This is a genomic window from Sorangiineae bacterium MSr11367 (assembly GCA_037157805.1).
Classification (GTDB): domain Bacteria; phylum Myxococcota_A; class Polyangia; order Polyangiales; family Polyangiaceae; genus Pendulispora; species Pendulispora rubella.
In genome coordinates this window covers 13218231-13244200 of the sequence record CP089983.1, presented here as the reverse complement: position 1 = coordinate 13244200, position 25970 = coordinate 13218231, and the positions used below count along the sequence as shown (strand labels likewise).

Below are 25970 nucleotides of genomic sequence, written 5' to 3'. Positions count from 1 at the left end.
GAAGGCCGTTTCCGTCAGCGCCGCAGATAGACGTCGAAATCTTCGATCGTCCGGTCGAGGGCATAATGCTCGCTCAAGAATCGAGAGAGCTCGGTGAAATTTGCCAACTCGGCCGCGGAGTCGACCTTCGTTCCCGACACCAACGGGAACACATCGGTGTGCTCCACCAGCAAGGCGCAGGGCTCGTTGTGCTCCAATTCCTGCATCATCACGGCGCGCAATGCGTCCCGCGTGCGAGGAATTCGTTGGCCCAAATTGTAGATGTACCGGGAGGCCGGCTGTCGTTGGGCAAGGTCGTAAATCACCGGCTCGAACCCCCATACGAACATCGAGCACGTTGCAGGCGTGTGCTCTCTCACGTACTGGGCCACCGCCCGGTTGGCCAGCGCGTTCACGTCGACCACCGACGAGAGCCGGTCGGCGTTCTCGGTATCGCGGAAGCCGTTGAATATCCACTCCATGCGCTTCGCGGTGCGCGCGAAGAAGGTGGTGCGCGTGTCCACCGTGGCCGACGAGATGGACGTGATCGCGCAGAAGGCACCGAAGTACGCGGCCATCACCAGGGGTTTCCGAGTCGGGATCGAATCCCATAGCTTGACGTAGCCAATGGCGGCCAAGAGCGCGACCAAGGGGAACGTTGCGCCATAATGATAGGGGAAGAACTTGGCCTGCAACGCAATCCCCAAGACGTGAAAGCCAATCAAGCCGAGCACCATGAATAGGCCACGGTAGGCGCGCGAAGAAGGCACGGCCAGGAGCAAGACGATGCCCACGGCGAATGAACTCGAGTAGCCGACGAACGCGTCCAGCACGGCCTTGTAGACCATGTCCATCGGGGGTTGTCCGCGCCAGCCGAGGGCCGTGTAGTGCGGCGTGAACAGGAAAAGAACCTCCCACAGATCGCTCAATGCGCCTCGCACGAAGAACCACGCGGCGCACACGACGAGCGGAACGACAGTTCCCACCCATACGAGGATGACGGGCTTCATCGCGCGCCGTGCGATTTGAAATGGAGGATCCGACCGATGAACCGACCATGCATCGTACGAGAGCGCCAGGGAGAACACGGCGCTCCCTGCGATCAGCGGTGGTTTCAAGAGCCCTGCAAATCCAAACATCGCGCCGCCCACGAAGATCGCGAGGTAGCGCTCGCGAAGCGATCGGCGCTCGGCCCTTGCCCACAACCACAGCGCCCCAATGGTGAGCATGCCGCCGAAGGATTCGGGCTGCGCGGTATGCCAGAAATCGAGCTGCGCGTGGACCATCATGGTCAAAGCCGCGGCGACATACCCAATGCGCACATCGTTCCACCAATGGTGCGCGAGCTTTACCATCCAATAGGCAGATACGCCGAGCCCCACGACCTCCACGGCGCGAATTCCAATCGGATTGGAGCCGAACACGAGCCGGGCCAGGGTGAAAAACAGAAAGATGCCCGGTGGTTTGAAATCCCAGGCGTCACGGTAGGGCATGCGACCGTGCAGGATCGCGTCGGCCACCATGACGAAAATACCTTGGTCTCGGCCGTATCGAAACGTCAGAACCTGCGCAATGAAGAAGACGATGGCCACGAGGGAAACGGCGACGAGTACTTTGTCACGTTGGTGCACCCCACTCGGCCCGGAACCATACTTCGTATTCTCGTCGGGTATCATCGGGTGTCGCAGGTATACCCGCTCGATTGTCCATTCCGATGACTTTTTGCAAGTACACGCATCATTGGAGAATCGGTTCGGCTTCGTCGTCGTCGTTTCGTCATCACCAACGAGACGACATGGCGCCCGGCATCCAATGGGGGATTGTTTCACCGTCGTTTCGTGGGTTCTCGAGTATTCCAGTGAAGGGAATACCCTTACGAACCGCTCGATGCGTGGTCGATGGTGGTATTTAGCCGACGAACAAGCTCCTCACTTCGTTCTCGTCCCCCAGGGCGGGTTCGAGCGACGCCGAGCCATATGCCAGCGCGGCCTCCCGTTCGGCGATGACTTCCTGCAGATGCTGTGCTCCCAACGAGATGCTCGTGAATACGCGATCGAATCCTCGAAGGAACAGCCACGCTGGGCTATACCAGCGGTCGACGCCGCGTCGGATCATGGCCTCCATCATCGTGACGAGCGAGCGTCGCATCGTGAGCGCAAAGCCGCCGGTCGCATCGTCCGTCTTGAAACGCCCGAACTCGCGGGCCAACAGCACCTTGAACGTGCGAACCGTCATGCCCTCCAGGACCGCGGTCCCGAGAACCAGGCAACGTTGGCCCCCGTGTCCGAACCATCCCGTACCTCGATCGAGAATCGCCAATGTCGTCCCGTCCGTGAGAAATACGCGTTCTACGGGACGGGCCCCCATTCGATGGGCCACCTCTTCGAGGAGTGCATACAACTTCGGCTCGGTGGCGAAGTCCAATCCCTCCCCCGGATCTTCTGCACGTGGCGGAAAGGCCATGACCAACATGGCTCTCCCCATCGCCAGCAACGTAAAGAACATGACCGAACCAATGGTCAGCAGCAGCTCCCAGGAGTCGGCGCCGATCAGGACGTAGACGAGTACACCCGCCGATCCGCAGATGCCCAAAAGGATGGGCAAGGACACGTAGAAGTATACGCTCGAAAGCCAAATCACCGCGTGATACCCCCGAAGCAAAGACGAAGGCATCTTGGTGGCGACGCGCAAGATGACCTGGCTCGAGATCCATCCCACCAGGAAGAGCGCCGCAAAGCCGGCGAGCCATCCGCCGACGAGGCACGCGAAGCGCACGAGCCACGGCCAAGCCGGAGATGCTCCTTCGATGGCCCGACGAATCGACGATACTTCGATATCAGGGAGTCCATCTTCCTTGGCCTGCTCGAGGGCCTCCGAGGCACCCGAGGTATCGCCATCCAGCACGCGAACACGGGCAAGCAGACCGTGGGTCTGCGGATCGTGGGGCGCAACCTCTTCGAGATGGCCAACGTAGGCCTTCGCGCGTTCGACGTCTTTGCGCGCCAGCTGCACGCGAACCATGGCGTTGAGCGCGTGCGGATCCTCGGGCTTGGCCGCGAGCGCCTGGGTCGCGTGCTCGAGGGCCTCTTGGAGGCCCTCCGGCGGCGGATTTTCGGGCGCCACGAGCGCACGGGCGAGCATCAGGTGATTCTCGGGCGCATCGCGCAGCGCCAGCGCGCGCCGGCAATCGGGGACGGCCTCGGCATACCAAAATTGGAACACGAGCTCGAGCCGGCAAAGGCGGCGGTAGGCGTGGTCGCTCTTGGGGGCGAGCTCGGTGACGCGCCGAAAGAGGGCGCGCGCCCCGTCGGTATCCGCGTGGTCGAGCGCCGCAACCGCCTGCTGGTAGACGGCCGCGGCGTCCGCATTTTCCGCGCGAAGGTCGTCGAGGACCTTTCTCTCGATGGTCTCACTGGCCTGGGCCGACGGGAGCGCGATCAGTGAGAACGAAACGATCACGAGCCAAACTAAGACGCATCGCGTGACGATCACGTCCGCAGTACGCCATACGCGCCACCAATCTTCCTAGGTATTTCTAATCCGCGGACCTCGCACCGCGACGCCGCACCAGAAGAAATCCCAGCAGCATCACGCTGGCGCACACGGCGAAGGTGGCCGAGCGTTCATCCGTTGGCGACAGCTGGCACCCGTCGCTCGATCCACGACTTCCCTTGTCGGCAAGTGCCGCGAGCGCGTCGACCTTCCCACGCCCCCACAACGTATTCGGCACACTCGTGACGCCGTCGGGTTTCACCGCCGTGCGATCGAAAACGGCGCGAACGTCGTCGACGGTGACGGAGCGATTCTTCTGCAGCATGAGCGCAACGACGCCGGTCACCATCGGAGACGCCATGCTGGTCCCCTCGGCCATCAAGAAACCATTGGGGCCGCTCTTGGCGACACGTTCCGCCGCCGGGCTCGCGCCCGAGTTCAACGCGGAGGCGAGGATTTCACCAGGGGCCGCGATATCCGGCTTCATGGCCGCATTGGGGTTGCGCGATGGGCCATGGCTGGAAAACGAACTGAGCGCCCCAATCGTGACCGGCGGCGATTCCGGTCCGGCCGTTCTTTGCACTTGCTCGGAGCCGTCGGCCGCCTTCCAGCTATTGCGCGATACGAAGGATGCCACCGCGAGGACTTTCGACGCGATAGCGGGAAATCCAATGGTCATATTGCTATCCGTCGTTACCCCTGCAGCTTGGTCGGTCGCGAGAAAGCCGCCCCCGCTCGTGGTGTCGATGAAGGCATCGAAGCGGCCATTTCCGGTAACTTCGAGAAACCACGACTGATGATCTTCCAAACCGTCCTTGTTGCTATCCTGGACGGCGATTTGGATCCCACGCGCACCCGACGGGATCGAACCACCGGCTCCGATCACATTGCCCACGGACACGGAGCCGTTGGAGAGGGTGCTCGGCGCGAGGGGACGCTCTACGGTAATGGGCGCCGAGTACGTCGGCGTGCCCACCGATGGGGATGCGAAGCCAACGCGAACGGAAAGCGCGACGTTGCTGTCGCTCCAGAGGTACAGTTCGCCCTTGGTGGTCCCATCTTCCCCCTTGCCTGGAAGCCATTTGAGCACGACGGGTTGCTCGGAAGCCGTTGCCGTCGCATGCACCACCACCGGGAGCTCCTGGGTCGCGTGAACGGAGCCTTTGCCCTCGTTGCCCGCGGCAGCGACGAGGATCTTGCCGGGGCCGGTCAAGTTGTCGAGGCACTTGTCGCCGAGCGCGGTCCCATCGTGAGGGCCCGAGTGCTCACCGATGCTCATGTTGATGACCGCCGGCATGTTCGCCGCCGCAGCCAGCTTGAAGATGTAGGACGCCGCATCGCAAACGGCCGTGGATAGAGCTTCGTCGGACGTGTCGGCCGGGTTGCCGAGGTTCACGAAGACGATATCGGCCTCCGGCGCCACTCCGACGTACGGCGCGCCGGTAACGGGTGAACCGGCGGCAATCCCCGTTACGTGCGTTCCGTGATCCTGGGTGGAGCGATGCGCGCAGGTGTCGCCGTCGATTTGCGCGGCGGTGCACTCCGAGCCATAGCTGAATCCAGCGGGAGGCGTGCCAGTGGCCCCTTGGTCCCACAATGCGCGAACGCGCGTCTTGCCATCCGGCTTCTTGAACGCCGCATGCTGAAAATCGAGCCCGATGTCGAGCACCCCGACCACGACGCCTGCCCCCTTGTAAGGAGCGGAAAGCGGCGACGTCCCCGCATGAACCTTGTCGACCTTGATGGCGGCCGCGGCCTTGTCGAGCTTCGAGCGCACGATCCTTGCGCCTTCGAGGCGAACCACGGAAGGGGCGCTGGCAACGGTATTCACGGCATTGCGCGGGACGCGTGCGGTCAAAATGTCACCGGCCACGGTGCCGACATACCCTCCGGCCGCCTCAATGAGTTTGCGCGTGCTTTCCGGATTGCTCGATTGCACGAACATGGAGACCGTCTGCACGTTCGGTACGGCGAGAGAGCGCGTCCGCAATGACGAATCGAGCTTGGTCCACGCCCCCGCGCTCATCGCGGATTGCGCAAACGTGGACTTCTCCTCCCCGAGCCCGCCACCTGGCGAGGCCATGGCGGAATCGCCATAGGCAACGAGCCCCGCGGCGGTCATGCTGACAAACGCGCAAAAACGGGAAACGGATGTATTCAAGATAGACTCCTTCGAACAAGGGGTGCCAATTCAGCAACGGGCAAGCAAGGGAAGGCAACGCTTCACAATCCGCATCGACGAAAACCGAAGTGTCCGTAACCGTCACTCGACGAGAGGACACAAGGACGTAAATGCCGATGCAGTTTCCTTTGCGAGCGTAGTGCCCTCGTTTTGAGACTCCGTTCAATATTTCGCTGGATACCGCGATACTTCGACCTGTCAGTTGGTTTGGCGAGTGCGAATGGCCCATGCCAACATGCATTGGCGCGTTCTGCCGGGTAGCACCGACCTCGGCCGGGTGCCTGGTATGGGAAAGCCTGGATCGAGTCAACGACCGGTTGACACGCCGCCGCCACGGCACGTGCGCTTTTTTCGTGGGGATCGCTCGGCTTGCTCCTTGCAAATCCCAGGTCCAAGGACGTCCCGCAACGTCGCTTGAATCAACTCAAGACAATAGCGCGTAAGAGGAAATCATGAACGAATGTATTTCGTCGTATGCTTCGCGATCGCTGAAGACCGCATTGGCCTTGTTGGTTACTGTGGTGTCGGGCTGCGCGGCCAGTCCAGAGGATTCGCCGACCGCCGATCCAATCCATGCAAACCTGGAGCAAACGGAGTCCGAGGTTGCTACCGATGACACGGAGGCCAGCGCTTCCGACGTGGAGGTGGAGTCCGATGAATCCTCCGCCATGGCGGAGGATTCATCCGATATCGAGACGCAGTCCGAGGAAAATCTCGCCGCGACGCAGGAGGAAGCATCCGATATCGAGGCGCAGGCCGACGACGGTTCGGTCGACGCATTGGCGGTCACCCCAGCAAGCGCCATCGCGAGGGGCAAGAAGTGGCTACATGCTTATCATGGTGGACCGGTTCCCTATAGTCAGGGCAGCTATTTCGAAGGCTGGCGGCAAGATTGTTCCGGATATGTGTCGATGGCCTGGAACGTGCGCGATCGCAAGAACCGACGGGTCAACCACAACACCGACAGCATGCTGAACGGCGGCTATGGGACGCCCGGCAAGATCGTGCACCCAATTCGATGGCAGAACCTGCGGAAGGGCGACGTCATCGGTTTCTTGGGTACGGGCAGCCTCGGCGACGCCGGGCATGTCATGATTTTCGAGAAGTGGGCGAACAAGAAGCACACGGCCTATTGGGTGTACGAGCAAGCAGGCGGCGGCGGCACGAAGCACCGCACGCACCCCAAGTCGTATGGCGGAAGCCACTACAAGCCTTATCGATACGACAAAATCACGTGTCGTCCGAACGGAGCGACCACGGGGGGCGGAGACGAATGCTGCAGCGGTCGCGCGCACTACAGCGGAAGCAGCCTCGTCTGCTACTGATCCATCGGCGAGTCATACGGGCACGGTCGCTTTGGCGATCGCGCTGGCGTCGGGTAGCTTCTCGAGATTCCAGCAAAGATCGATCAGGGCGCGGATTTGATTCGGAGGGAGAATCTCTTTGGCGAGATCGATGAATTTGGCTTCGATATCCGAATCCGTCATGGGCGACTCCAAGCTGCCCTTGGCGTGCTGAATGGACTTCTCCAGCTTCCGGCCGTCCTTGAGAAGCATCGTCATCTCCACCTGCGATGGCTTGACGGTCGTGTCGACGACCGGCACGACGCAGCTGCGCAGATGGACGATGGTTGGATCTTGGACGGCCCGGTCGCTGAACTGTCTTTCGCCGGCAGCGCCTTCGACGATGGCGACGGCAACCGCATGGTAGATGCTAAATTTGCCTTCCAAACCCGTCGTTGGCGCCTTTTTTCCGGTTAGCTCCAAGACCAACGGGTTTACGCGGAGATGGATGCTTTCGATTCGAGTCGCGTCGAGGTGATACTGCTCGCGCAATTGAATGGCCGCGTCGATCGCCGGGTGCATCACGATGCCGCAAGCAAAAGGCTTGTAGGTATTCAAAGCCGACTCATAGCGGCTCCCCAGACCATCGACGATCTCTTTGTAATCCTGCTTGGTGGAAATGGTGTTGGCCCAGCCGCGTTTGGCTTCGATCATTTGGTCCGAGCTGGTGAAGTTTTTGGAAGCGAGGAATGCAGCGAACAATCCGTTGCTGGCTGCTCGCCCGGGATTGAAGCTCTTGTTCATCGAGCCAAACGATTCTCTGAAGCCGACAGGTTGTGACGCGGCCAACCCAAGAGCCCAAATCATTCGTTGCTCGGACAATCCCAGGAGCTTACCGGCGCTGGCCGCAGCTCCGAAGACACCTGCGGTCCCCGTGATGTGCCAACCTCGGTCGTAATGATCGGGATAAACCGCGTTGCCGATTCGGCATTCGGTTTCCACTCCGACCACCAGAGCATTCAAAAAATTCCGACCATCGATCGGTCGGAATTCGGCCAATGCCAAGATAGCCGCCACCACCGGCCCGGCCGGGTGGATGATGGTCTTCAGGTGCGTGTCGTCGTAGTCGAAGATATGCGACGATACGCCGTTGATGAACGCGGCATTCATGACATCGAACCGTTCTCGGCGGCCGAGAATCGAGGCTTGCGGCGGCCCAGAGAATGGGGCGAGCGCCTCGGCGGCAATGCTCACCGTTTCGTGACGAGATCCTCCCACGGCCACCCCGATCCAATTCAGCAACGTTCGCAGTCCTTCCTTGCGCACAGTTGCCGACAGATCCTCGTACCGGGCCGAGACGATGTAGCGGGCAAGTATTTTCGTCACTTCCGGTGTGGCCTGGACCGGTGTCGTCATGAGTCCTTTGTCGCTATCCACGGAGTCCACAGCCAAGTCCGGTGTCACGGCCCCCGCAGCAACCGCCGTGGTGGCGACGCGCAGAAATGACCGTCGATCGATGCTTGCCATGGGGATGCTCCTCCTGATCGTGATCTAGGGCGCCAGGGGCCCCAGGACAGCGAGCTTGGCGTGGGTGAGCCTGTCATGGCGAGTCGTTCTCGCGGGCGAGTAGCCTCGCGACCAGCTTTCGGGCGTACGCTTACGAGCATTTGAAATGCGAAAAGACGCTCATGGAGTTCACCGAAGCCACCGGCGGTCAGGCGCATTGCCATACGGGTTCGGCACGATTTGCATTGGGCCGAATCCTCGATTGGCTGACCGCAACCTTGGCGCGCCCTTGACGGCAAAGACCTCAAGCATTCGCTTCATTGAATCGCGCGCCCGCTCGGGCCCGTTGCGAAGCGTCCCGATGCAACGTGTCACGATTAAGGAACTTGACGGTTCCTTGGAAGCTTGTATTTAGACACCGGCTGGTTCCCAAAGGGGCGTGACAATTCCGGACCGGCCCAGGCAGTATCTAAAATAAGTGGGATAGCTGTTGGTCGTCGTTGCAGTTCTCCTCGATGCGCCACGAACCCCGGTGTCGTGTCGATGAACCATCACGGAGGTAGACGCTATGCATGTACTCAAAGCTGTCGTTGCGACCTCGCTGCTGGCACTGAGCATCACTGGCTGCGCCGATACGGATTCCGCGGACGTGGATCCCGCGAACGTCGAGCCGGCAGGCCTGGAGCCCGCCGCCATCGATGCCACCTTTCGTTTGACCCCCGCTTCGACGAATTTCACGGCTTCCGGCTCGATGACCCTGAAAAAAGGGCTCGTTACCCTCAATTGCACGGCCACGTTCACGGGGGCGACCGACGCGGCCGGCGCAGGCAAAGTGACGGCGGCGACCTTTAGCGGCGGTTCGCTCTGCAGTGGCCTGAAGAGCGCGGGCTTCCCCTGGGCGGTCGTGCCATCGTCCACCACGCAAGCGACGGTTCAGAATGTCACGGTGAATACGTCGCTCGGTGCCTGTGGGCCCAGCAACCTCGCCGCGGCGTACAACAATACCAACGGGTCATTGACCTTTACCAACGCCGCACTCTCGGGGGGATGTTCGGTGTCGGGGACGCTGACCACGTCACCACGTATTACCGTCGTCGCACAGTGACGCATCGTACGGATATTTGAAGCAAGCGGAGGCGCGCCCGTGCGCAAACGTGTACGGGCGTTCTCCGTTGCAAACGATGTCGAATTACTCGAGAAATCCCGTTGCAAATGTGAGCGAGTCGCCTTTGGACGCGAAGATGGCGCCAGTTCGCGTCACACCATGGTCGGTCACCGGGTAGGTCGCCATCGAGCACCCCGCACGCGCCACGGTGAGAGCCAACGGCTGCGCCGTTGCGACGTTGTACACGAGCGCGGAGGTCTCCTCGCCCGCCTGCACGTCGGTGGAGCCACGTGCCGGGAGCCCATTGCGGAAGTACGCGATCTTCGACGAGCCCGCAGGGCTGACGCTCACGGTGGCGCCGGCTTCGGTGGGGCACGAGCCACGCGGGAGCACGCGCACGGCCACGGCCCCGAGGCTCGGATCGTAGTCACCGAGGAAGCTCCTCAGCTGCGCCTGAATGGAGAGGGACAGCATCGGCAGCGTTCCGAGATCTGCATCCCCCGTCGCGGAGACCGTTTCGAAGAGGCGCTGCGCGTACCCCACGCGCGTGATCGAGGGGCGGGCGGCAATTCCCGTGGGAACGACGAACGAGAAGCGCCCCGCCGAATCGGTCTGCGCGGTGATGCCCTCCACCATCACGGTGGCGCCGACCACCGCCGTCCGCTGAATGGCGTCGACCACCTTGCCCGTGACCGTCGCCGCCGCGTTCCTAGGCGCGCCACCGCCCTGGAGCGGAGCCGCCATGTCTTTTTCGTCCGCACCGACATCGGCGCCTGTGCACGCGGCGAGGGGAAAGACGAGAGCCAGCAGCGAGAAAATGGACCACCGCATTCTTGGATGACCGACGCGAAGCAAGGACATGAAAGTGCCTCCTGGAAACCAGAAAAACGACGACGACCCGCGCGCGGATCGCTACGCGCCGGCCGAGGAACGCAGATGGATATCAGCCCGTCCCCACTGCAACGGGTTGGCGCACGGCGCACACATATGTCACGCGCCGTCGCCTCTTGCTGTCTATTTGGGGCCCGGCTCCGCTTTCCGTCACTGCGCCGGACGCCAAGTGATGGTCTCGACAACCGCCCAGCAGGTGTCGGCGTGATCATCCGCTTTTGACGTCATCGTCTTCTTGCGCCGCTGAAGCTCATTCCTTGTCTTTTTTGCAATAGAGCTCCGAGAGAGTCGAGTGTTCGGTGACCTCGAGTGTGCCGGAGAGCGGCTTGCCCGCGACCGGGGTAATGGTCATCGTCATCTCGAGATCGCCGCCGCATTCGGAAGGCGTGAATGTCTCGTCGCACTTGATCTTCAGTCGTCGAACTTCGAGAGCCCCGTCCAACGAGTCGCACTTGGCGAGCGGATCATGCGGGGAGACGGTTCCCCGATAGCCGGGATCCACCGCCGAGCAGCCGCCGGAGGTGGGGTAAGGCCGCTCGTTGGGACAGTAGCAATACGTGACGCTCGTCAACGGAAAGGTGCCCTCGCCGGGAAGCTCGGGAAAGAAGATCACCGTGCCATCCATGCCGGTGAAGCTCGGATCCTGGGCGCGGAACGAGATCTCCAGCGACTTGGAGCCTTGCGTGGGGTGGTAGCCCCACCCCGTGCTGAGCGGCCCGCTCTGTTCGAATTTCATCTCGGGATCGATGGTGCGGTTCGAATTGAATTCGCCCGTACGGCCCGCACCGTTGCTGGCGGTGAACGTCACCTTGCCGGCCACACGGTGCTCCTTCTCCGTTTCCACGTAGCGACAGAGGAAGCACTCGTCCGACGGACCGTTGCAGGTGGAAGACTCGGACTCGGAGCAGGCTCCCTGCGCGAGGGCCATCGGGACAAGAACGAAAAGAAAAGACCATGTCGGGCGCGTGTTCATTTCAAGGTTTCATCTAGAGCGACGCCTCGAGGTCGACAAATGACAGATGATGACACCGTCCGAACGATCGAGACGAGTCGCCGGTTTGCGGAACCAACGCTCCGTGCTAGGGTGGCGATTGGGTGCTGCAGGGGCGCCCTCCCCGCCGGAAAGAAGATTTCACCCTGCAGGTGACGGATCGTCTTCGCGAAGTGCGCATTCATTGCAGTGTCCTCGGGCCGAAGGAGCGGGTAGCGGCCAAAACCGGAGGAGACCTACGATGAGCGAACGCAGCCAGCAGAAGACCCCCGCCGAAGTGGCTATTTCCGAACTTTACGACCTCGTGTGGAGTCGGGGTGACTACGACGCCATCGATGCGCTCGTTGCGCCTCGTTACACCATTCATTCGGACCCCGGCGATCCGTGGGAGCGGAAGTCCCTCGATCGTGAGGCGTACCGTGCGCGTGTCCAGTATTCACGAACAGCGTTTCCCGATCTCGCATTCGTCATCCACGACATCGTCGCGGCCGGGAATCGTGTCGCCGTGCGCTGGAGTGCCGAGGGAACGCATGCCGGTGACCTTCGCGACCTTCCAGCGACGGGCAAACGACTGAGTTTCACGGGGCAGACGTTCTACGAAATTCAAGGTGACCGCGCCGCAGGCCACTGGCAGATCATCGATCGACTCGACTTCGTGCAGCAGCTCCCGCGCAACGGGCATCGGCCCAACGGGGAGGTCCCGTGATGCGCAGGGACGCCCTGGCGGGGGTCCACGCGATGGACCCGATTCACGAGCTCAAGGTCCGCGCGGACATTCTGCACGCCCGCCTCGAGTCGAACGACGGAGGTGCGCTTGCGCGCTTGCGCGTACTCCCCGAGCTGCACCGCGCCGACGATGCGACCCTAAGGACCAAGGCGGCCGACGTTCGTCGAAAGCATTGTCTCAGCGTCGTCGCGCGCGAGTGCGGATTCGCGAGCTGGGAGCATGCACGTCATGTCCTCGGCGGGCATACCGACGTGGACGACTTCGGGACGCTGCTCCACGCGAAGAACGCCGGCGGCATCCTGAATCAATGGTTCGCATCCTACGCGGAGGCCTTCGCCGCCCAGAGGAGCCTCCCGGATCGTCCCCGGCATTACCTACTGGCCTACAAGCGCCACTTGCTGATCACGGGCCCGTCGTTCGTGGAAGCGCTCGGCATGGATCCGGATGATCCGGATTGGGAGGCCATTGGCTGGGACTGGGTGCATCCGATCGATGCGGCCGCTCGAAGTCGGCTCTACTACAAGCGACTCGTTGCGATGCGTCGTTAAATCGCCTGCCCCACCTCGAGGCGGGCGATGCGACCGGCCGGTGAAATGCGGAAGTAAAAATAGGTTCGGGAGCAGCCCCAAAGCTCGGAATAAATCTCGCCCACGACATCGAGCCCGTCGTTCTTGACGTGGGCGATGGACAGCAGTCGCTCGTATCCGACCGCATGGTTCGTGAATTCTTCGAGGTTCCAGGGGCTGCTGGCGTCGAAAACTTCGGCGTGCGGCTCGAAGAGCGCATACCAGGCCGCGCGATCACCATTTCCGAGCGCCTCCATGGCCGCCCGGACGATTGGATTCGTTAGCTTGCACTTGCTCATCGGAGTCTCCACATAGGTGACGCTTCCAATATGGGCTTGGTGCACGTTCATCGGCGCAAAATCCCCTCGCTTCACAACGTTTCACACTCCTTAACGCGCGTACGACCGAGAAACGGTCAATCATTTACGCATCTCGAGGGCATCCGTCGTCGAATCCGAAAAAGGAATCTGCCCCATGCCTCCCAAAGGCCCACAGGAACGCGAGCTGCCGCAGCCCGTCGCAGCCTTCATCCGCGCGGTGAATGCGGGCGATCTCGGCGCGCTGGTCGACACCTTCGCCGAGCACGCCTTGGTCAACGACCAGCTTCACGAGTATTGGGACAAACCCGCCATCGCGGCGTGGGCAGACCGCGACGTCATCACGCAGCACCTCGTCATGAACGTGGCAAAGGTCGTCCGCAACCACGACCACACGGTCGTTGCGGCCAATGTCGACGGAAGTTTCGACAAGCGCGGGCTGCCCGATCCCTTGGTCGTCACGTTCTATTTTTCATGTCAAGGCGACCGGCTCGCCCAGCTGCTCATCCTGCGCAACGAGCCCGATGAATGAGTCACAGCTCCGAAAGAAGCGCCTTTGCCGCGAGGAGATCGGCGGTTTGAAACCCCTGCGAGAATCGCCCGTACACGGATCCGAGGAGCTCTCGGGCTTCGGTCACACGCCCGCGAGCCGCCCAAAAGCGCGCCAGCGTCATCGCCGTCCGGAGCTCCCAACCAAGCGCCTTTTGGCGCCTCGCCGACTGCAGCGCTTCGAGCAGATAGCGCTCGCCTTCGGCGTCGTCCGGCGTGGGCTTCGACACGAGCAAGTGGCCCTTCACCCGCAGGATCTCCGGCAGATCGTACGATGCGCGACCATTTCGATCGGTCATCGCGAGCGCCAGGTCGATCGTCGTCAGCGCATTTTCGAACTGGCCGACACCCGCGAGGCCTTCGGCGAGCGCCGTGGAAAACACCGTTTGCAAAAGCTCGTGGCGTTCCGCGCGGAGGCGGCCCATCTCGCGCTGCAGCTCCTCCACGACGGTGAAGTCGCCGCGTTTGATCGCGAGCTCCGCGCGCAGGGCCAATGCCGTCGGGCGATACGGGCCCAGGGAGTGCTTCTCGGCATACGTGGCGAGCCGCTCCAGGACGTCCGCCGCCACGTCGAAGTCGCCTCGCCACACGAATACGGACGACATCCAGATCAAGGCAATGGCCATCGTCGTGGGCTGCCCGAGCTCCTCCGCCTCGCGGATCGTGCGGGTCGCCACGTGCAGGGCATCGTCGGGATAGCCCAGCAGCCAACGCGTGCGCGCGATGACCACGAGGGTCCGGATGCGATGGTCGAATCCGAAATGAAACACCGACGCGCTTCTCGAGCTGGCGGAGGGATCGACCGTCGACCGGCAATACCGGTCCGCGTCTTCGTGCGCGCCGAGAAGGTGCAAGGTCGTTCCCATCATCCAACTGGACACGATGGTCGCCGCGGGGGTCGTCAGCCGCTTCGAGACCTCGATGGTCCGCTCTGCCACGACCAGCGCTTCACGCAGTTCCGCCGTCCGCGTGCAAAGGATGTGGAGCGCGCCAAGCAAGCGCAGTTGCTCGTGCGCATCGTCCACGGCCTCGGCCAGCTCGAGGGCACGGGTCAACCCCGCGCGAACCTCGGGGCTGTTGCCGTGCGAGAACATCGCCGCGACGGCCAGCGCCGCCCGCAGGTTCATCTCGCGGCGCGTTCCGCGGTCGGCCTCGTGCAGCGCATTCAATGCGATTTCGCCCCACTGACGGCATTCGGTCAGAAGAGACAACTCCATGAACATCGTCGTCGCCGCCGCCGCGAGCCTCGTCCCCGTGTCGGCGCAGCCGGTCTCCGAGAAACTCCAATTCAGCGCCACGCGCACGTTGCCCACGTATTGCGCGAGCGTATTCGCGCGACCACCGAACATGGCACGCGTTTCACGCTCCAAGGTCGTGCACATGTAGATGGCGTGGACCTTTGCCGCCGCATCGTATTCGTTCGCTTCGTGAAGTTTGGCGAGCGCATAATCTCGAACGGTATCGAGGAGCCGGTAGCGCGCACCATCCTCGCCCCCGGCATCCGTGGAGACGAGGGACTTTTCCACGAGGCTGCTCAAGATGTGAACCGCCTGCTCGCCGTCGGCGTCTTCCGCGAGGGCGGCAACGCCATCGAGCGAGAAGTACCCCACGAACACCGAGAGCCGCCGCAGCACGCGTCGCTCGGAGTCGGTCAGAAGGTCGTAGCTCCAATCGAGGAGGGAGCGCAGCGTGCGATGCCGCGGAAGCGCCGTTCGCCGTCCATGCCAAAGAAGCTTGAACCGATTCTCGAGTAGCGAGGCCGTTCCGCGGATGCCAAAGGCAGCAACACGCCCTGCCGCAAATTCGATGGCGAGCGCAATGCCGTCCAGCCGCCGGCAGATGTCTGCCACCACCGGCGCATCGTCATCGGAAAGCGAAATGCGCACACCGCCCGCGATCGCACGCTCGACGAAAAGCTGCACGGCGGGGAATTGCAGCGCCTCCGCCGCGGTGACGCCGCCCGGACCATCGCCCTCGGGGCGCTCGGGCGGTGTCTCCAGTGCCGTGAGCCGGTGAACGTGTTCCCCCTCCACGCGGAGTGCCTCGCGGCTGGTGGCCAAAATATGAATACCGGCAGCGTCACCACCGAGTCGTTCCGCGAGGGGCGCAATGGCGTCCATCACGTGCTCGCAGCTGTCGAGAACGAGCAGCGCGCGGCGGTCGCCGAGGAACACGACGAGGCGTGCGGCGACATCGTCGCCTTGAACCGTGAGCCCGAGGGCCGATGCGACCCCGAGCAGGACGTGACGAGGATCGGAAAGCGACCCCAGGTCGACGAAGCACACGTCACCGTCGAACTCGGGCACCATTTCGTGCGCGACCGCGACGGCGACGGTGGTCTTTCCCATGCCGCCGGGCCCGACGATGCTGACGAATCGCTGTGAAATGAGCTGCTCGGAGATCTCGCGGATGGCGGCGTCTCTACCGACGATCCGGTCGAACCGTGCAGGGAGACCCGGTCGGGTCACCACGCGCGGAGCGGCATTCACGGGCGGCGCGGACGTGGTGGCGGTGTCGGCGATGGCGGGCGCTTCGATGCGGGAGATCGGCGCGATGAAGGTGTATCCGCGTCCGGGAATATTGGCCACGTACCGGGCGCCCATTTGCCCATCGGCGAGCACCTTGCGAAGCCCGGCGACGTGCACGCGCAGTCCGCTTTCTTCGACGGCGACGTCCGGCCAGACGTAGGCGATGAGCTCGTCCCGCGTGAGGACATCGCCTGCCCGCGCGGTCAGCGCAATGAGGATATCGAGCGCGCGGCTGCCGATTCGGACGACCTGACCATCGCGTTCGAGGCGACGTTCTCGCGCATACAGTCGGAAGGGACCAAACGAGAGCACGCCCGCCCCGAGTTCGCTCTCCATGGACAGGAATGTATTGCGGACGCCAACACGGTTGGGCAACCCGTGATCGAGTCCCGCGGAGTTTTCCTGGACGTCAGGGCGACCAGCCGTCGCCCCTTTCCTTCACGCGCATTACGGAACTCGACGCGTTGGAGGGGGTTCGACCGGCACCGTCGAACCGGCAACCGGAACGTCACCTTCCAGTAAAGCGGCTATCGTTGGCTCCGGTAAGGGGATATTCGGGCAGTTCTTTCGAAATGCCGCCACCGCTTCCCGGCGCGCCTCGTAGGGCATCGTTTGGAGCGACGCCAAGAGAAGTCCCACCGAGCCACCATATTCTGCCGGAGGTGATCGTGTTGGCTCCTTTCGCCGGAAGAAGCTGCCAACGATGCCCTTTATCATGACGATTCCTCCATCTAGGGGCTTGGCCCAAGCAACGCGCGTACGAGCACCGGCCCCCTGCCCGGCGCGCCAAATAGCCTTCACGGCGGCAACGAGACCGCTGCAGTCACGCCACGCGCGTGGCGGCAGGCCTCGGCCTTTCGTTCTACCTATTCACATTCATCGTTGCTGGGCCGACACCTTCGTCAACCAGGATTGTACGACCGCACCGTGTCGAGCCTGGGCGCGGCCAGCGTGCTGGTAGTTGTCGGCAGCTTCGTTGGCCAAGCGTCGGGCGCGCTCACGGTCACCCCCCGTTCGCCATAGAACGCGTGCGAGGGCGAAGTGGATGGGCGCGCGAAACTCCAACCGCGGCGGAGTCGCTTCGACCTCGAGAAGCCTCTCGGCTCGTTCCAGTGCTGCAAGCGCCTCGGGGAGCTGGCCGAGCTGCTCGTATCCCTCGCCGACACACGAGAGGACCAAGGCGATGAAGACACCATGTGGACCGAGCTTGCGCTCGCCGGCGTCGAGAAGCTGCGTGCAGAGCTGCAATGCCTCCCGCTCACGATGCAGCGTGCGCAGCAGGTGTGCCAGCCAGACGCCTGATAGGAGCGTTTGCGGATGCCCAGGCCCCACCAATCGCCTATTGGCGGATACGGCCTCCTCGAAGGTGGTGCGCGCGATCTCCAGATGCCCGAGCGCCTCTTCGGCGCGAGCGCTCATTGCGAGCGAAACGGCCGCATTCGTGGGAGACGTGCCCGAAATGCCGTACGCGCGACGAAACAGAGGTAACGCGGCCGCCGGTTGGGCATCCCGCAAATAGGCCATCCCCAATTGATGGAGTGCATTCGACAGATTGGGAACATCCGAAGCCGACACCTGTTCGACGATATGCAAAGCGCGAGGAGCTACTGTTTCCGTGCCGGCAGCGTCGCCTTGGTCGCTCAGCATGTGAGCCAGGAGCGCCAGCGTAAATACGAGTTTAGGGTGGTCGAGACCGAACAGTGCTTCGGTCTCGCGCAGGGCAGATTGCGTGTGCACTATCCCCTTGTCGAGCTGATTGAAAAGCCTCTCCGTGTTGGCGAGGTGCAGGTAGATCCGGACACGGCGTGCGTCATTCTCACCGAATACGCGTTGCGCCACGTCCAGGGCCGCGCTGAAGCGCTCGATCGCTCGATCGTAGCGACCGCGCCCATGCTCGAGGAGACCAAGGACGACGAGAAATTCATAGTGAGCCGGCCCTCGAGGATCGAAACGCTTCACCATCGCTTCGGTGAACGGAACGAGATGTTCGACCTCGTTCGGGTGCCCTCTTTCATGGCCCACCACCATGAGCAATTGGGTCCAAACGAGCGGCAACAGCCGCTCGTGGCCACTCGATTCCGCATCGGCGACGGCCTGAACGACGTTCGTTTCCGACTCGTCCAATTTTCCCGTGCCAACTTGCGCGATGCTGAGTCGATAGAGCGCTTCCGCCGCGAGGCCTCGATCGTTCTGCTTGCGTGCCAGCTCGAGCGCTTGCTGCGCGGCTTCCTCACTTGGCGCGTCCTTGCCTGCGTCGTTGAGCGCACGACTCCGTGCAAGAAGCTCGCGAATACGCTCGACGGCGATGGATGTCGCGCTATCGTAAGCCGGTAGCGGGGAATGCGCGAGCGCCGCCGTGTTCGTGCACGTCGATAGCGAATCGAGTTGTATGAGCATATCGGGCGCGCGTAGGCTCACATCCCGATCGCCGGCCCCGAGCACGTCGGTCACTGCGCGCAATGCGCGGCGGCGATCATCGAGGCAAAAGGATAATCGCTTTTGCATCGCGTCACCTTCGCCATGCCACCACTCCGTGCTTCGGCAGAGTTCTACGCTCGTGCGCGTCCATTGCTCCGCGTAGCCATCGAGCGCAGCCGAGACTCGAACCCAGACGTCATGACCGAAGGCGTTGCCATCGCCGGCGAGCACCTTCTCGACCTTGGCGCGTCTCGGCCCGTCCCAGATACCGTCAAGTGCTTGCGATGCTGCCATGTCGCAGCGTTGCGCGCGATATTTCTGAATGGCCGGCACTCCAATGAATCCCGTCGCCGCACACACGACCGCAGCTATCGCGAGGGCGCGCCGTCGCCTTCGTCGTGGAACGTGGACCAATTCATCGAGCAGGTGCTCGAGCGACGGATACCGATCCGCAGGGTCGGGCGAGAGGCCACGACCGAGCACGCGTAGGTAGCCGGAATCCAACCTCCGGCTAGGCACTTCGATTTTCCCCGCGCAGAGAGCCGCCATGGAGATGATGCCATGTTCGTTCAAGAAGGGGTGCCGCCCAAACAGAGCTTCGTACGCCACGATGGAAAAGCTGAATTGATCGCTGCGCGCGTCCGTGTTCCGCCCCATGTACTGTTCGGGCGCCATGTAGGCTGGCGTCCCGACGAATGCGCCTTCGGCCTCGTGCGCATCCACGGCCCGCGCCAGTCCGAAGTCGACCACCTTGACGCGCTGTTTGCCGTCGATCAGTACGTTTTCGGGCTTGAAGTCGCGATGGACGAGCCCCGCACCGTGCGCGGCCGCGAGCCCGCGACCCGCCTGATCGAGCAAGTGCAGCAACGTGCGATGGTCGGAATCCGCGCGGCGGAACAGGTCGCGCATGGTACTGCCCTCGATGAGCTCCATCGCAAAAAATACCCGCTCACGAAACTCGCCGACGTCGAATACGCCGACGACGTGCGGGTGATGCATTTGTGCGAGCGCCTGCGCCTCCCGCAAGAGCCGTGGGCGCGACGACGTTTCACCGGCCGTGTGGCTCTCGACTCGAATGAGTTTGACCGCAACATCGCGATTGAGCTTTGGATCGTAGGCACGATAGACGCTGCCCATTCCTCCCGTGCCGATCAAGTCGAGCACGAGGTAGCGGCCGACATAGGTCCCCGGCTGAACGACGACCGCGGGGAAGCGGCCATCCTTCGCCGCACGATCCGCCCGAGCTCGGGCGTGCGACGTGAGCGTTTGGCTGGCAATGCTTTCCTTGGCCACGTGGATCCGCCTCTCCTCCATCAACTCTTACAATATTGTACCCTCACCGGTGCGTGCGTAGCGCCCCGGAGGCTGATCGTCGTCATGAATACTTCACCGCCACTTTCACCGATTGCGTGGGGGGCGCGGCGGCGAACGGGCGGCAACCGCCCTGGGCTGCGTCGACCCAGTCCGCGAGATGATCGACCACGGACTCCACGTCATATCCGAGTACGTGCTCCGCCATATCTTGGGTCAATGGGTTCGTGTTCGTCGTGACGACGGCCTGATACCCTTTCTCTTTCGCGATTTCCAGGAGTGCTCGCTCCAAGAAGAGCATCATCGCCACGCGCTGCGACGGATTCGTCACGTGGCTTCGATCCACCGCCACGGCAAACCCGTGGAGAATCGTTCGGATCCCGCGCGCGCGCAGCCGCGCCATGGCCGGCCCCTCGGCCTCGGCCAGAAAGTTCACGATCATGCCGACGAGCCGTAGCTCGGGCATCTCCGCCGGCAGATGCTCGTCGTCGAGGTTGAGGCAGAGTCCGACCAATTGGCCATTTCGTTCAATTCCGAACGATAGACTCTCGTGCATCGCGTACGGCCAAATGTCGGTGAACAGCCTTTCCGTATCGAGCCAGCAAATCGCTTTGCGCTCCGGATCGCCGCCGTGCAGCAACACCATCAGCGACTCCTCCTCGACGAAGCTGGTCGTCAGAAGATGGACCGCCGATTTCATGTCCAAGTCGTGCCCCGCAACCATCGACAGGCCTTCGCTGCGGGGTTGGCTCGGCTCGCGCAACATCGTGGAGGCCGTGCCGCGCGGGCGCATGGCGGCGACCACGTCCTCCAGCTTCGTAGCCCGCAAGAACGAATCGACGGAGACGTCGAAGGAGTGGCGCCGCAACTTGCTAATCGTCGAAATGACGTTGAGCGAGGTCCCGCCAAGGGAGAAGAAATCGCTGTGCAATGCGCCGTCGATCGAGCCGATGTCGATCCCCGCCTCGACCAGGGCCTCCATCAGGGCATGGATCTCGAGCAGGCGTCGTCGGTCCGCCTTTCCGGAGCCGGCCAACCGTGGCAGCATTCCGAGCCGAACCACGCGCGGAATGGCGTGCGAAGGAAGCCACCTCGCCAGGCTGTCGGGATCGAGATGAGGCTCGTCGTCGGCCAGAAACGCCACGACCTTCTCTCCGTCGAATAGAACCACTGGGTCCTTGCATGCACAACGGTTTCTCAAGACGGCTTCCACCTCGCCCAGCTCGAGGCGGCTGCCGGCAATCTTGACCTGCCCGTCCGCGCGGCCCCAATACACCAGAACCCCTTTGCCAACGACCTTGGCTCGGTCGCCGGTTCGGAAAGACTCGCCGGATGCGACGCTCGGTCCGGAAAAGGTCATTTCTCCGATGCCATGCTCGTCGATGTTTTCGAGAATCAGGGTCGTGTTGTCGATGGGCCGCCCGATGGCGACGCGCTCACCGTCGCCGTATCGATCGACGTCACTCATGCTGCGAAAGGATTGGGTGACGACGTCCCCCATGACCTCGCTGGTGCCGTAATAATTGCTCAGGATGCAACCACCGTCACCGAAGACGCGGAAAAAGTCGTGGCATAGATCACGCGGCAAAACTTCGCCGCTGGCGACGACATGCCTCAAGGTCGTCGGCCTTTCGCCCGATACGGCGATATGGTCGATCAAGCGACGAAGCAACGACGGAATCAACACCGCGGTCGTCATTCGGAATCGATTCAGCGCTTCCACCATCCTTCCGGGGTCCAGCAGGATGTGTTTCGGAATGGCGACCAACGGAACCCCCTTCAACAAGGGTGCCCACAGCTCGGCGATGGAGTCGACGAAGCCGAGCGAGGTTTTCAGGCTGCCGACGTCGGCGCGCGGATGCAGGGGAAAGTCCGCCCACTGCCAGTGAAGCCGATTCAACACCGCACGGTGCGGAATCGGCACGCTCTTCGGCGTTCCCGAGCTACCCGACGTGTACAAGATGCAGAATACATCTTCCTCGCGAACGTCGTTTCGCCCCTCCCATGGTGCGTCGGGCGCGTGGGCGATCGCCGCGAACGATCGAAAAGGTACGGCTCCGTCCGGGAAGGTCGTGCGGCCGTCCCCAATGACCACGTCGACACCGCTATCGCGAACGATGTGCGCGAGGCGCTCCGGCGGGAGATTCGGATCCAGGGCAACGTACGGAATGCCGCGTCGCACGACCCCGACGAGCGTAACCATCAACTCGATCGATGGATGCATGCAGATGCCAACCCGCGTGTTTTCGCGAAGATGGGAGGCCATCGTGGCGCTCGTGCGCTTCAACTCACCAAAGGTGAGTCGAATGGCGGAATCGGCATCGATGGCGCAATCTCGATGTTCGAGCTCCACGTCGGCGAAGAGCGCGTCGAGAAGATCGCGAACGCTTCGAATTCCCGGCGGCAACGAGCGCGAGGGACCTTTGAGGATAAGCACCGGCGCATATTAAGCCTGCGCTTCCCGCTCGGCAAAGTGCATCCGCAGGACGACGCATGCACAGGCAAACGCTAGGCCTGCGATGGTCAGCCCGAAGGCACGGACATCGATGCCCAACTTGGTCACGAGGTAGCCGGAGAGCGAGCCCGCCGTCATCTCGAGAAACCCGAGCGTGGCCGCCGCCGTGCCTGCGATCTCGGGGACCGGCCCCATCGCGAGGGCGGTCGCACTCGGTCCCACGAGGCCGATTCCCAGAAAGCAGACGAGCATCGGACCGAGGAGCGCGAAGACACCAAACCGGGGCACATGCACCAGAATGGCGACGAGCACGCCACCGGCGAGGAGCACGGCCGCCCCGAGGCGGACCACCCGCTGCGGGGAAAGCCCGCGCGCAAGAAGTCGCTCTCCGGAAACGGAGCCAAACATGAGCGCCATCGCGGTGGCGCCGAAATAGAAGCCAAAATGGGAGGGCTCGATCCCGTAGCCCTCGAGGAGGAGGAACGGCGAGGCCGAAATGAACGCGAATTGAGACGCGAACGACAGGGCGACGACCGAGGCGGGCAACCGTGTGCCCGTCGTTCGAAAGAACCGCGCGAAGGCCGCGACCATCGCTCCAGGCGACGATGGCTGGCGTTTCGCAAGCGTCTCCCCCAATGTCAGTGCCGTCATCGCCACGAGCACCACACCGCAAACACCAAGTGTGGCGAAGATGGCCCGCCATCCGACGTGGACCAAGAGCCATGCGCCGATGAGCGGCGCCACCATGGGTGCCAGCGCCAAAACGGCGATGAGGGTCGCAAACACGCGCGCGGACTCGGCCTCCGAATACGCATCGCGAACCATGGCTTGCGCCACCACGGTGCCGGAAGCCGCCCCCACGCCCTGCACGAAGCGCAACCCCGTCAAGACGCTCAGCCCCGTCGACACGGCGCACGCGAACCCGGCGCATGCGAAGAGGCCCATGCCCACCAACAGAACCACGCGCCGTCCGCAGGCATCGGCAAGGTAGCCCACCAGGAGCTGCCCAACGGCATAGCCAAACAGAAACGCGCTGAGGGTGAGCTGCGCGCGATCGGCGGCGACACCGAAATCGCGCACGAGGGCCGGCTGCGCAGGAAGGCTCATGTCGACGGCCAACGCCGTAATGGCGATGAGCGCCGACATGGACACCATCCAGCGCCGCGAGCCCACCGGCGAAGGAAAACGTGGCACGAACGACGACTATAGCGAAATCAGCGACAACAGAACAGGTCCGCCGATCTCCTGGACGCCCGTCGGCGTCGAACACGCAAGTGGATTCAGGGTCGTCAGCGCGCCGGGCGATGCCACGAGGGAACCCGCGAATTTACCTTCGGTCACCGTGCCCGTGACGACCGCCACCGCCTCACCGGCGGGTTGCACGATGACGCCGAACGAGTATTCGACGGTGCTCTTCTCGCCGGTGTTCCACGTGATCTTCTCGACCGTGGAGCCATCCGAGGTGAGGCAATTCAGTTTCCCCCTGCCCACAATCGTGGAACGACCCGAGGTGATGTGCGGATCGGTCGCCACGCACCCAGTGTAAAGCCCTTGGCCCGTGATTCGCGTGTCCTGCACGGCATAGGTAAGCCCCGGGTCGAATTGCACCACATTGGTGCCCAGCGCGCAGGTGATCGTGCCCAGCGCGGCCGCGGCATGGGGCGCGGCAAGGATGGTCCCGCTCAGAACGACGCCCAACGCAACCAAGGCGGAGACGGCGGGTGCTCGCGTTTTCATGAGGTGGTCCTTTCGTCGAATGAGCCATCGCTCGGTTCACGGCATCAACGGCACGCGACGACGAAGCTTCGCGCATTCGCGTTCACGAGCACACGAAATCGTCCTTCTATTTGCTTTATTCTCGAGACGAAACGTCCAAACGTTTGGTGCCCAACGGGCGATATCGGATCTCGCAATGGCCAAAACGCGCCATCTGTTTCCAAAAGGGATATCGTCTCGACATCGAGCTATTGGCACGCCGAGCAGCATGGCGGCATAAAGCGCCGCGCAGAGCGCGCCAGTTGCTAACGACCGGAAGAATCCGGTATTTGCCACCGGTCAGACCGGTTGGAAAACATCGACGAACATTCCCCTCGATCTGGAATCCCATTCTTGGCGATGCGCGAACTTCTGCTACAGCATCGCCTGACGCTGTGACATAAGCCGGACGCGTTGCGCGCGAGCCCCGGACGCATTCGTGTTCTGGACATCGAGGACAGGACGTAAACGATATATGGGAAATCTTTGCTTGGAGAGGGACGAACGCTCGTACGGTTCACGAGTCGTCGTCGCAAAATCGACCTGTCGGCAGGTGGGCGCCACGTATTTCGATGCGCGTATTTGCTTTACGCCCGCGCTCGCTCGACGCGTGGAACGCGCATGATTCGTTTCCTTCGCGACAATCCTGCGTTCGCGCGCCTTTGGGCAGGCCAGTTGCTCTGCCAATCGTCGACGCGCATGTTCCAAATCGCCATCATGTGGTGGGTCGTCGGGCACGCAGGATCGCGGCCTGGGCTCACGGGTGGTCTGCTCTTGCTCGCGGGCGTCGTTCCGTCGATCGTACTCGTCAATCGAATCGGGCGCACGGTCGAGAAGGCGCCGTTTCGATCTCTCTTGCTCCGATGCGATTTCTTCGCGGTCGCCGTCTCGGGGGTATTTGGAGTCCTCGCGCTCATCGGGCAGGCGAACATCCCGCTGCTCTTCGTCGTTGCCCTGCTACTGGCGACCTTCCAGGCATTTTACGATCCGGCGCTCAACCGCGCCACGCCCTTGTTGGTCGACGCGCGGTCGCTCGAGCAGGCGGTGGCGTTTCGAGCAAGCACCCAATCCGTGGCGAATTTCACGGGCGCGGTGGTGGGCGCGATCGTCATCGGAGAACTCGGCCTGGGCGGCATGGCGCTCCTCAACGCGGCGGGCTACGCGGCGTCGTTTGCGTTCAATCGCATGCTGCCCCGCGCAGAGCCCGAGCAACCCGCGGCGGGCGAACCACCTGCCGAGGGCGGGCAACCCGTGGTGGCGACGGACGCTCCGAAAGAAGAAGGCGCCTGGCGGAGCCTCCGGCACTTTCCCGACATTCGGCAGCTTTTGTTCGCGTTTGCGGTTCTCAATTTCTTTGGAATGCCCACGCTCATCGTACTTCCGACCTACGTAAAGTGGACCCTCGGTGGAACGGCGAACACCCTGGCCATGGTGGAAGCGTGCCTTTGGCTTGGGTTGATCGCGGGCACTTTTGGGGCCAACAAGATTCCGGTCGCGGGCAAAAAGGCCGTGGGCCTCTCGGCGCTGTGCATGGCGCTCATGGGGGTGTCGATCCTCGTCGCCGGAATCGCGATCAACACGGTCATTTATTGCGCGGTACTGATTGTGTATTCCGCCGCGCTCGGCATCAGCAACGTCAAGATGGTGGCGTGGTTCCAAACCAACGTACCGGACTCGCACAAAGGCCGGTTTTTCGCGGCCATGCAGGCCGTCTGCACCGCCGCCGCCCCGCTGGCGTATGCCGTCTTCGGCCAGGGCCTCGATACCATCGGCCCGCCGCGCGCCTGCATCGTGCAAGCCATTGGCATTCTCCTCGTTAGCATCTGGATTTACTCGATCTCGCGACGCGCCAGCCTACGGCCGACCGAGACGCAGCTCGCCTAAAACTCAATCATCCCGGTATGCCGCTTTCGAC

18 protein-coding genes are annotated in these 25970 nt (G+C 62.7%); 6 read left to right on the top strand and 12 right to left on the bottom strand.

All coding sequences use genetic code 11. The features are described 5' to 3' along the window. Positions 1-14: 14 nt before the first annotated feature. From LVJ94_51545 to LVJ94_51535, 3 genes are all read right to left on the bottom strand, one after another. Positions 15-1655 carry a hypothetical protein gene (locus tag LVJ94_51545; protein WXB05321.1) on the bottom strand — a complete coding sequence of 547 codons (1641 nt, stop codon included), beginning with the start codon at positions 1653-1655 and terminating at the stop codon, positions 15-17. 232 nt (positions 1656-1887) lie between these two features. Then, a complete protein-coding gene (locus tag LVJ94_51540; GenBank protein WXB05320.1) occupies positions 1888-3438 on the bottom strand; it encodes a tetratricopeptide repeat protein in 1551 nt (516 codons plus the stop codon). 76 nt (positions 3439-3514) lie between these two features. Further along, positions 3515-5632 (bottom strand): S8 family serine peptidase, encoded by a 2118-nt coding sequence (locus tag LVJ94_51535; GenBank protein ID WXB05319.1) that lies wholly within the window; start codon positions 5630-5632, stop codon positions 3515-3517. A 473-nt stretch (positions 5633-6105) separates the two neighbouring features. On the opposite strand from LVJ94_51535, the gene LVJ94_51530 reads away from it, so the two are divergent. Next, on the top strand, positions 6106-6978 hold the full coding sequence (locus LVJ94_51530) for a C40 family peptidase (protein ID WXB05318.1): 873 nt from the start codon (positions 6106-6108) through the stop codon (positions 6976-6978). A 12-nt stretch (positions 6979-6990) separates the two neighbouring features. Here LVJ94_51530 and LVJ94_51525 read toward each other — a convergent pair whose 3' ends face one another. Then, positions 6991-8463, bottom strand: a complete 1473-nt coding sequence (locus LVJ94_51525; protein ID WXB05317.1) for an MmgE/PrpD family protein — start codon at positions 8461-8463, stop codon at positions 6991-6993. Between the two features lie 547 nt (positions 8464-9010). Between LVJ94_51525 and LVJ94_51520 the strand changes: the two genes are divergently transcribed. Continuing rightward, positions 9011-9547, top strand: coding sequence for a hypothetical protein (locus LVJ94_51520; protein ID WXB05316.1), 537 nt, complete (start codon positions 9011-9013; stop codon positions 9545-9547). 84 nt (positions 9548-9631) lie between these two features. On the opposite strand, the gene LVJ94_51515 is transcribed toward LVJ94_51520, so the two are convergent. Together LVJ94_51515 and LVJ94_51510 are read right to left on the bottom strand one after the other, a co-directional pair. Then, positions 9632-10408, bottom strand: coding sequence for a carboxypeptidase-like regulatory domain-containing protein (locus tag LVJ94_51515; protein WXB05315.1), 777 nt, complete (start codon positions 10406-10408; stop codon positions 9632-9634). Positions 10409-10688: 280 nt separating this feature from the next. Further along, positions 10689-11366 carry a hypothetical protein gene (locus tag LVJ94_51510; GenBank protein WXB05314.1) on the bottom strand — a complete coding sequence of 226 codons (678 nt, stop codon included), beginning with the start codon at positions 11364-11366 and terminating at the stop codon, positions 10689-10691. Positions 11367-11670: 304 nt separating this feature from the next. Between LVJ94_51510 and LVJ94_51505 the strand changes: the two genes are divergently transcribed. Further along, positions 11671-12135 (top strand): ester cyclase, encoded by a 465-nt coding sequence (locus LVJ94_51505; protein WXB05313.1) that lies wholly within the window; start codon positions 11671-11673, stop codon positions 12133-12135. Beyond that, entirely contained in the window at positions 12135-12704 is a 570-nt protein-coding gene (locus LVJ94_51500; protein ID WXB05312.1) for a hypothetical protein, read from the top strand. The genes LVJ94_51505 and LVJ94_51500 overlap by 1 nt, the downstream gene beginning before the upstream one ends. On the opposite strand, the gene LVJ94_51495 is transcribed toward LVJ94_51500, so the two are convergent. Further along, positions 12701-13021, bottom strand: coding sequence for a hypothetical protein (locus LVJ94_51495; GenBank protein WXB05311.1), 321 nt, complete (start codon positions 13019-13021; stop codon positions 12701-12703). The genes LVJ94_51500 and LVJ94_51495 overlap by 4 nt on opposite strands. Positions 13022-13196: 175 nt before the next feature. Here LVJ94_51495 and LVJ94_51490 point away from each other — a divergent pair, with 175 nt between their 5' ends. Beyond that, entirely contained in the window at positions 13197-13571 is a 375-nt protein-coding gene (locus tag LVJ94_51490) for a nuclear transport factor 2 family protein (protein WXB05310.1), read from the top strand. 1 nt (position 13572) lies between these two features. Here the strand turns inward: LVJ94_51490 and LVJ94_51485 are convergent, their stop codons facing one another. From LVJ94_51485 to LVJ94_51465, 5 genes are all read right to left on the bottom strand, one after another. Beyond that, positions 13573-16452 (bottom strand): helix-turn-helix transcriptional regulator, encoded by a 2880-nt coding sequence (locus tag LVJ94_51485; protein ID WXB05309.1) that lies wholly within the window; start codon positions 16450-16452, stop codon positions 13573-13575. Between the two features lie 540 nt (positions 16453-16992). Beyond that, positions 16993-19827, bottom strand: coding sequence for a tetratricopeptide repeat protein (locus LVJ94_51480; protein ID WXB05308.1), 2835 nt, complete (start codon positions 19825-19827; stop codon positions 16993-16995). A gap of 82 nt (positions 19828-19909) precedes the next feature. Further along, complete coding sequence (locus LVJ94_51475; GenBank protein ID WXB05307.1) at positions 19910-22282, bottom strand: non-ribosomal peptide synthetase; 2373 nt, start codon at positions 22280-22282, stop codon at positions 19910-19912. A 9-nt stretch (positions 22283-22291) separates the two neighbouring features. Beyond that, complete coding sequence (locus tag LVJ94_51470) at positions 22292-23446, bottom strand: multidrug effflux MFS transporter (protein ID WXB05306.1); 1155 nt, start codon at positions 23444-23446, stop codon at positions 22292-22294. Positions 23447-23503: 57 nt separating this feature from the next. Further along, complete coding sequence (locus LVJ94_51465; protein WXB05305.1) at positions 23504-24037, bottom strand: hypothetical protein; 534 nt, start codon at positions 24035-24037, stop codon at positions 23504-23506. 639 nt (positions 24038-24676) lie between these two features. Between LVJ94_51465 and LVJ94_51460 the strand changes: the two genes are divergently transcribed. Next, positions 24677-25939, top strand: a complete 1263-nt coding sequence (locus LVJ94_51460) for an MFS transporter (GenBank protein ID WXB05304.1) — start codon at positions 24677-24679, stop codon at positions 25937-25939. The last annotated feature ends 31 nt before the right edge of the window (positions 25940-25970 follow it).

Excerpts from the sequence above, each read along its gene's own strand:
- LVJ94_51500 (WXB05312.1), top strand. The coding sequence starts at position 12,135 with ATGCGCAGGGACGCCCTGGCGGGGGTCCACGCGATGGACCCGATTCAC.
- LVJ94_51495 (WXB05311.1), bottom strand. The coding sequence starts at position 13,021 with ATGAGCAAGTGCAAGCTAACGAATCCAATCGTCCGGGCGGCCATGGAG.
- LVJ94_51515 (WXB05315.1), bottom strand. The coding sequence starts at position 10,408 with ATGTCCTTGCTTCGCGTCGGTCATCCAAGAATGCGGTGGTCCATTTTC.
- LVJ94_51545 (WXB05321.1), bottom strand. The coding sequence starts at position 1,655 with ATGATACCCGACGAGAATACGAAGTATGGTTCCGGGCCGAGTGGGGTG.
- LVJ94_51465 (WXB05305.1), bottom strand. The coding sequence starts at position 24,037 with ATGAAAACGCGAGCACCCGCCGTCTCCGCCTTGGTTGCGTTGGGCGTC.
- LVJ94_51510 (WXB05314.1), bottom strand. The coding sequence starts at position 11,366 with ATGGCCCTCGCGCAGGGAGCCTGCTCCGAGTCCGAGTCTTCCACCTGC.
- LVJ94_51470 (WXB05306.1), bottom strand. The coding sequence starts at position 23,446 with ATGTCGGCGCTCATCGCCATTACGGCGTTGGCCGTCGACATGAGCCTT.
- LVJ94_51525 (WXB05317.1), bottom strand. The coding sequence starts at position 8,463 with ATGGCAAGCATCGATCGACGGTCATTTCTGCGCGTCGCCACCACGGCG.
- LVJ94_51490 (WXB05310.1), top strand. The coding sequence starts at position 13,197 with ATGCCTCCCAAAGGCCCACAGGAACGCGAGCTGCCGCAGCCCGTCGCA.
- LVJ94_51505 (WXB05313.1), top strand. The coding sequence starts at position 11,671 with ATGAGCGAACGCAGCCAGCAGAAGACCCCCGCCGAAGTGGCTATTTCC.
- LVJ94_51485 (WXB05309.1), bottom strand. The coding sequence starts at position 16,452 with ATGGAGAGCGAACTCGGGGCGGGCGTGCTCTCGTTTGGTCCCTTCCGA.
- LVJ94_51520 (WXB05316.1), top strand. The coding sequence starts at position 9,011 with ATGCATGTACTCAAAGCTGTCGTTGCGACCTCGCTGCTGGCACTGAGC.
- LVJ94_51530 (WXB05318.1), top strand. The coding sequence starts at position 6,106 with ATGAACGAATGTATTTCGTCGTATGCTTCGCGATCGCTGAAGACCGCA.
- LVJ94_51460 (WXB05304.1), top strand. The coding sequence starts at position 24,677 with ATGATTCGTTTCCTTCGCGACAATCCTGCGTTCGCGCGCCTTTGGGCA.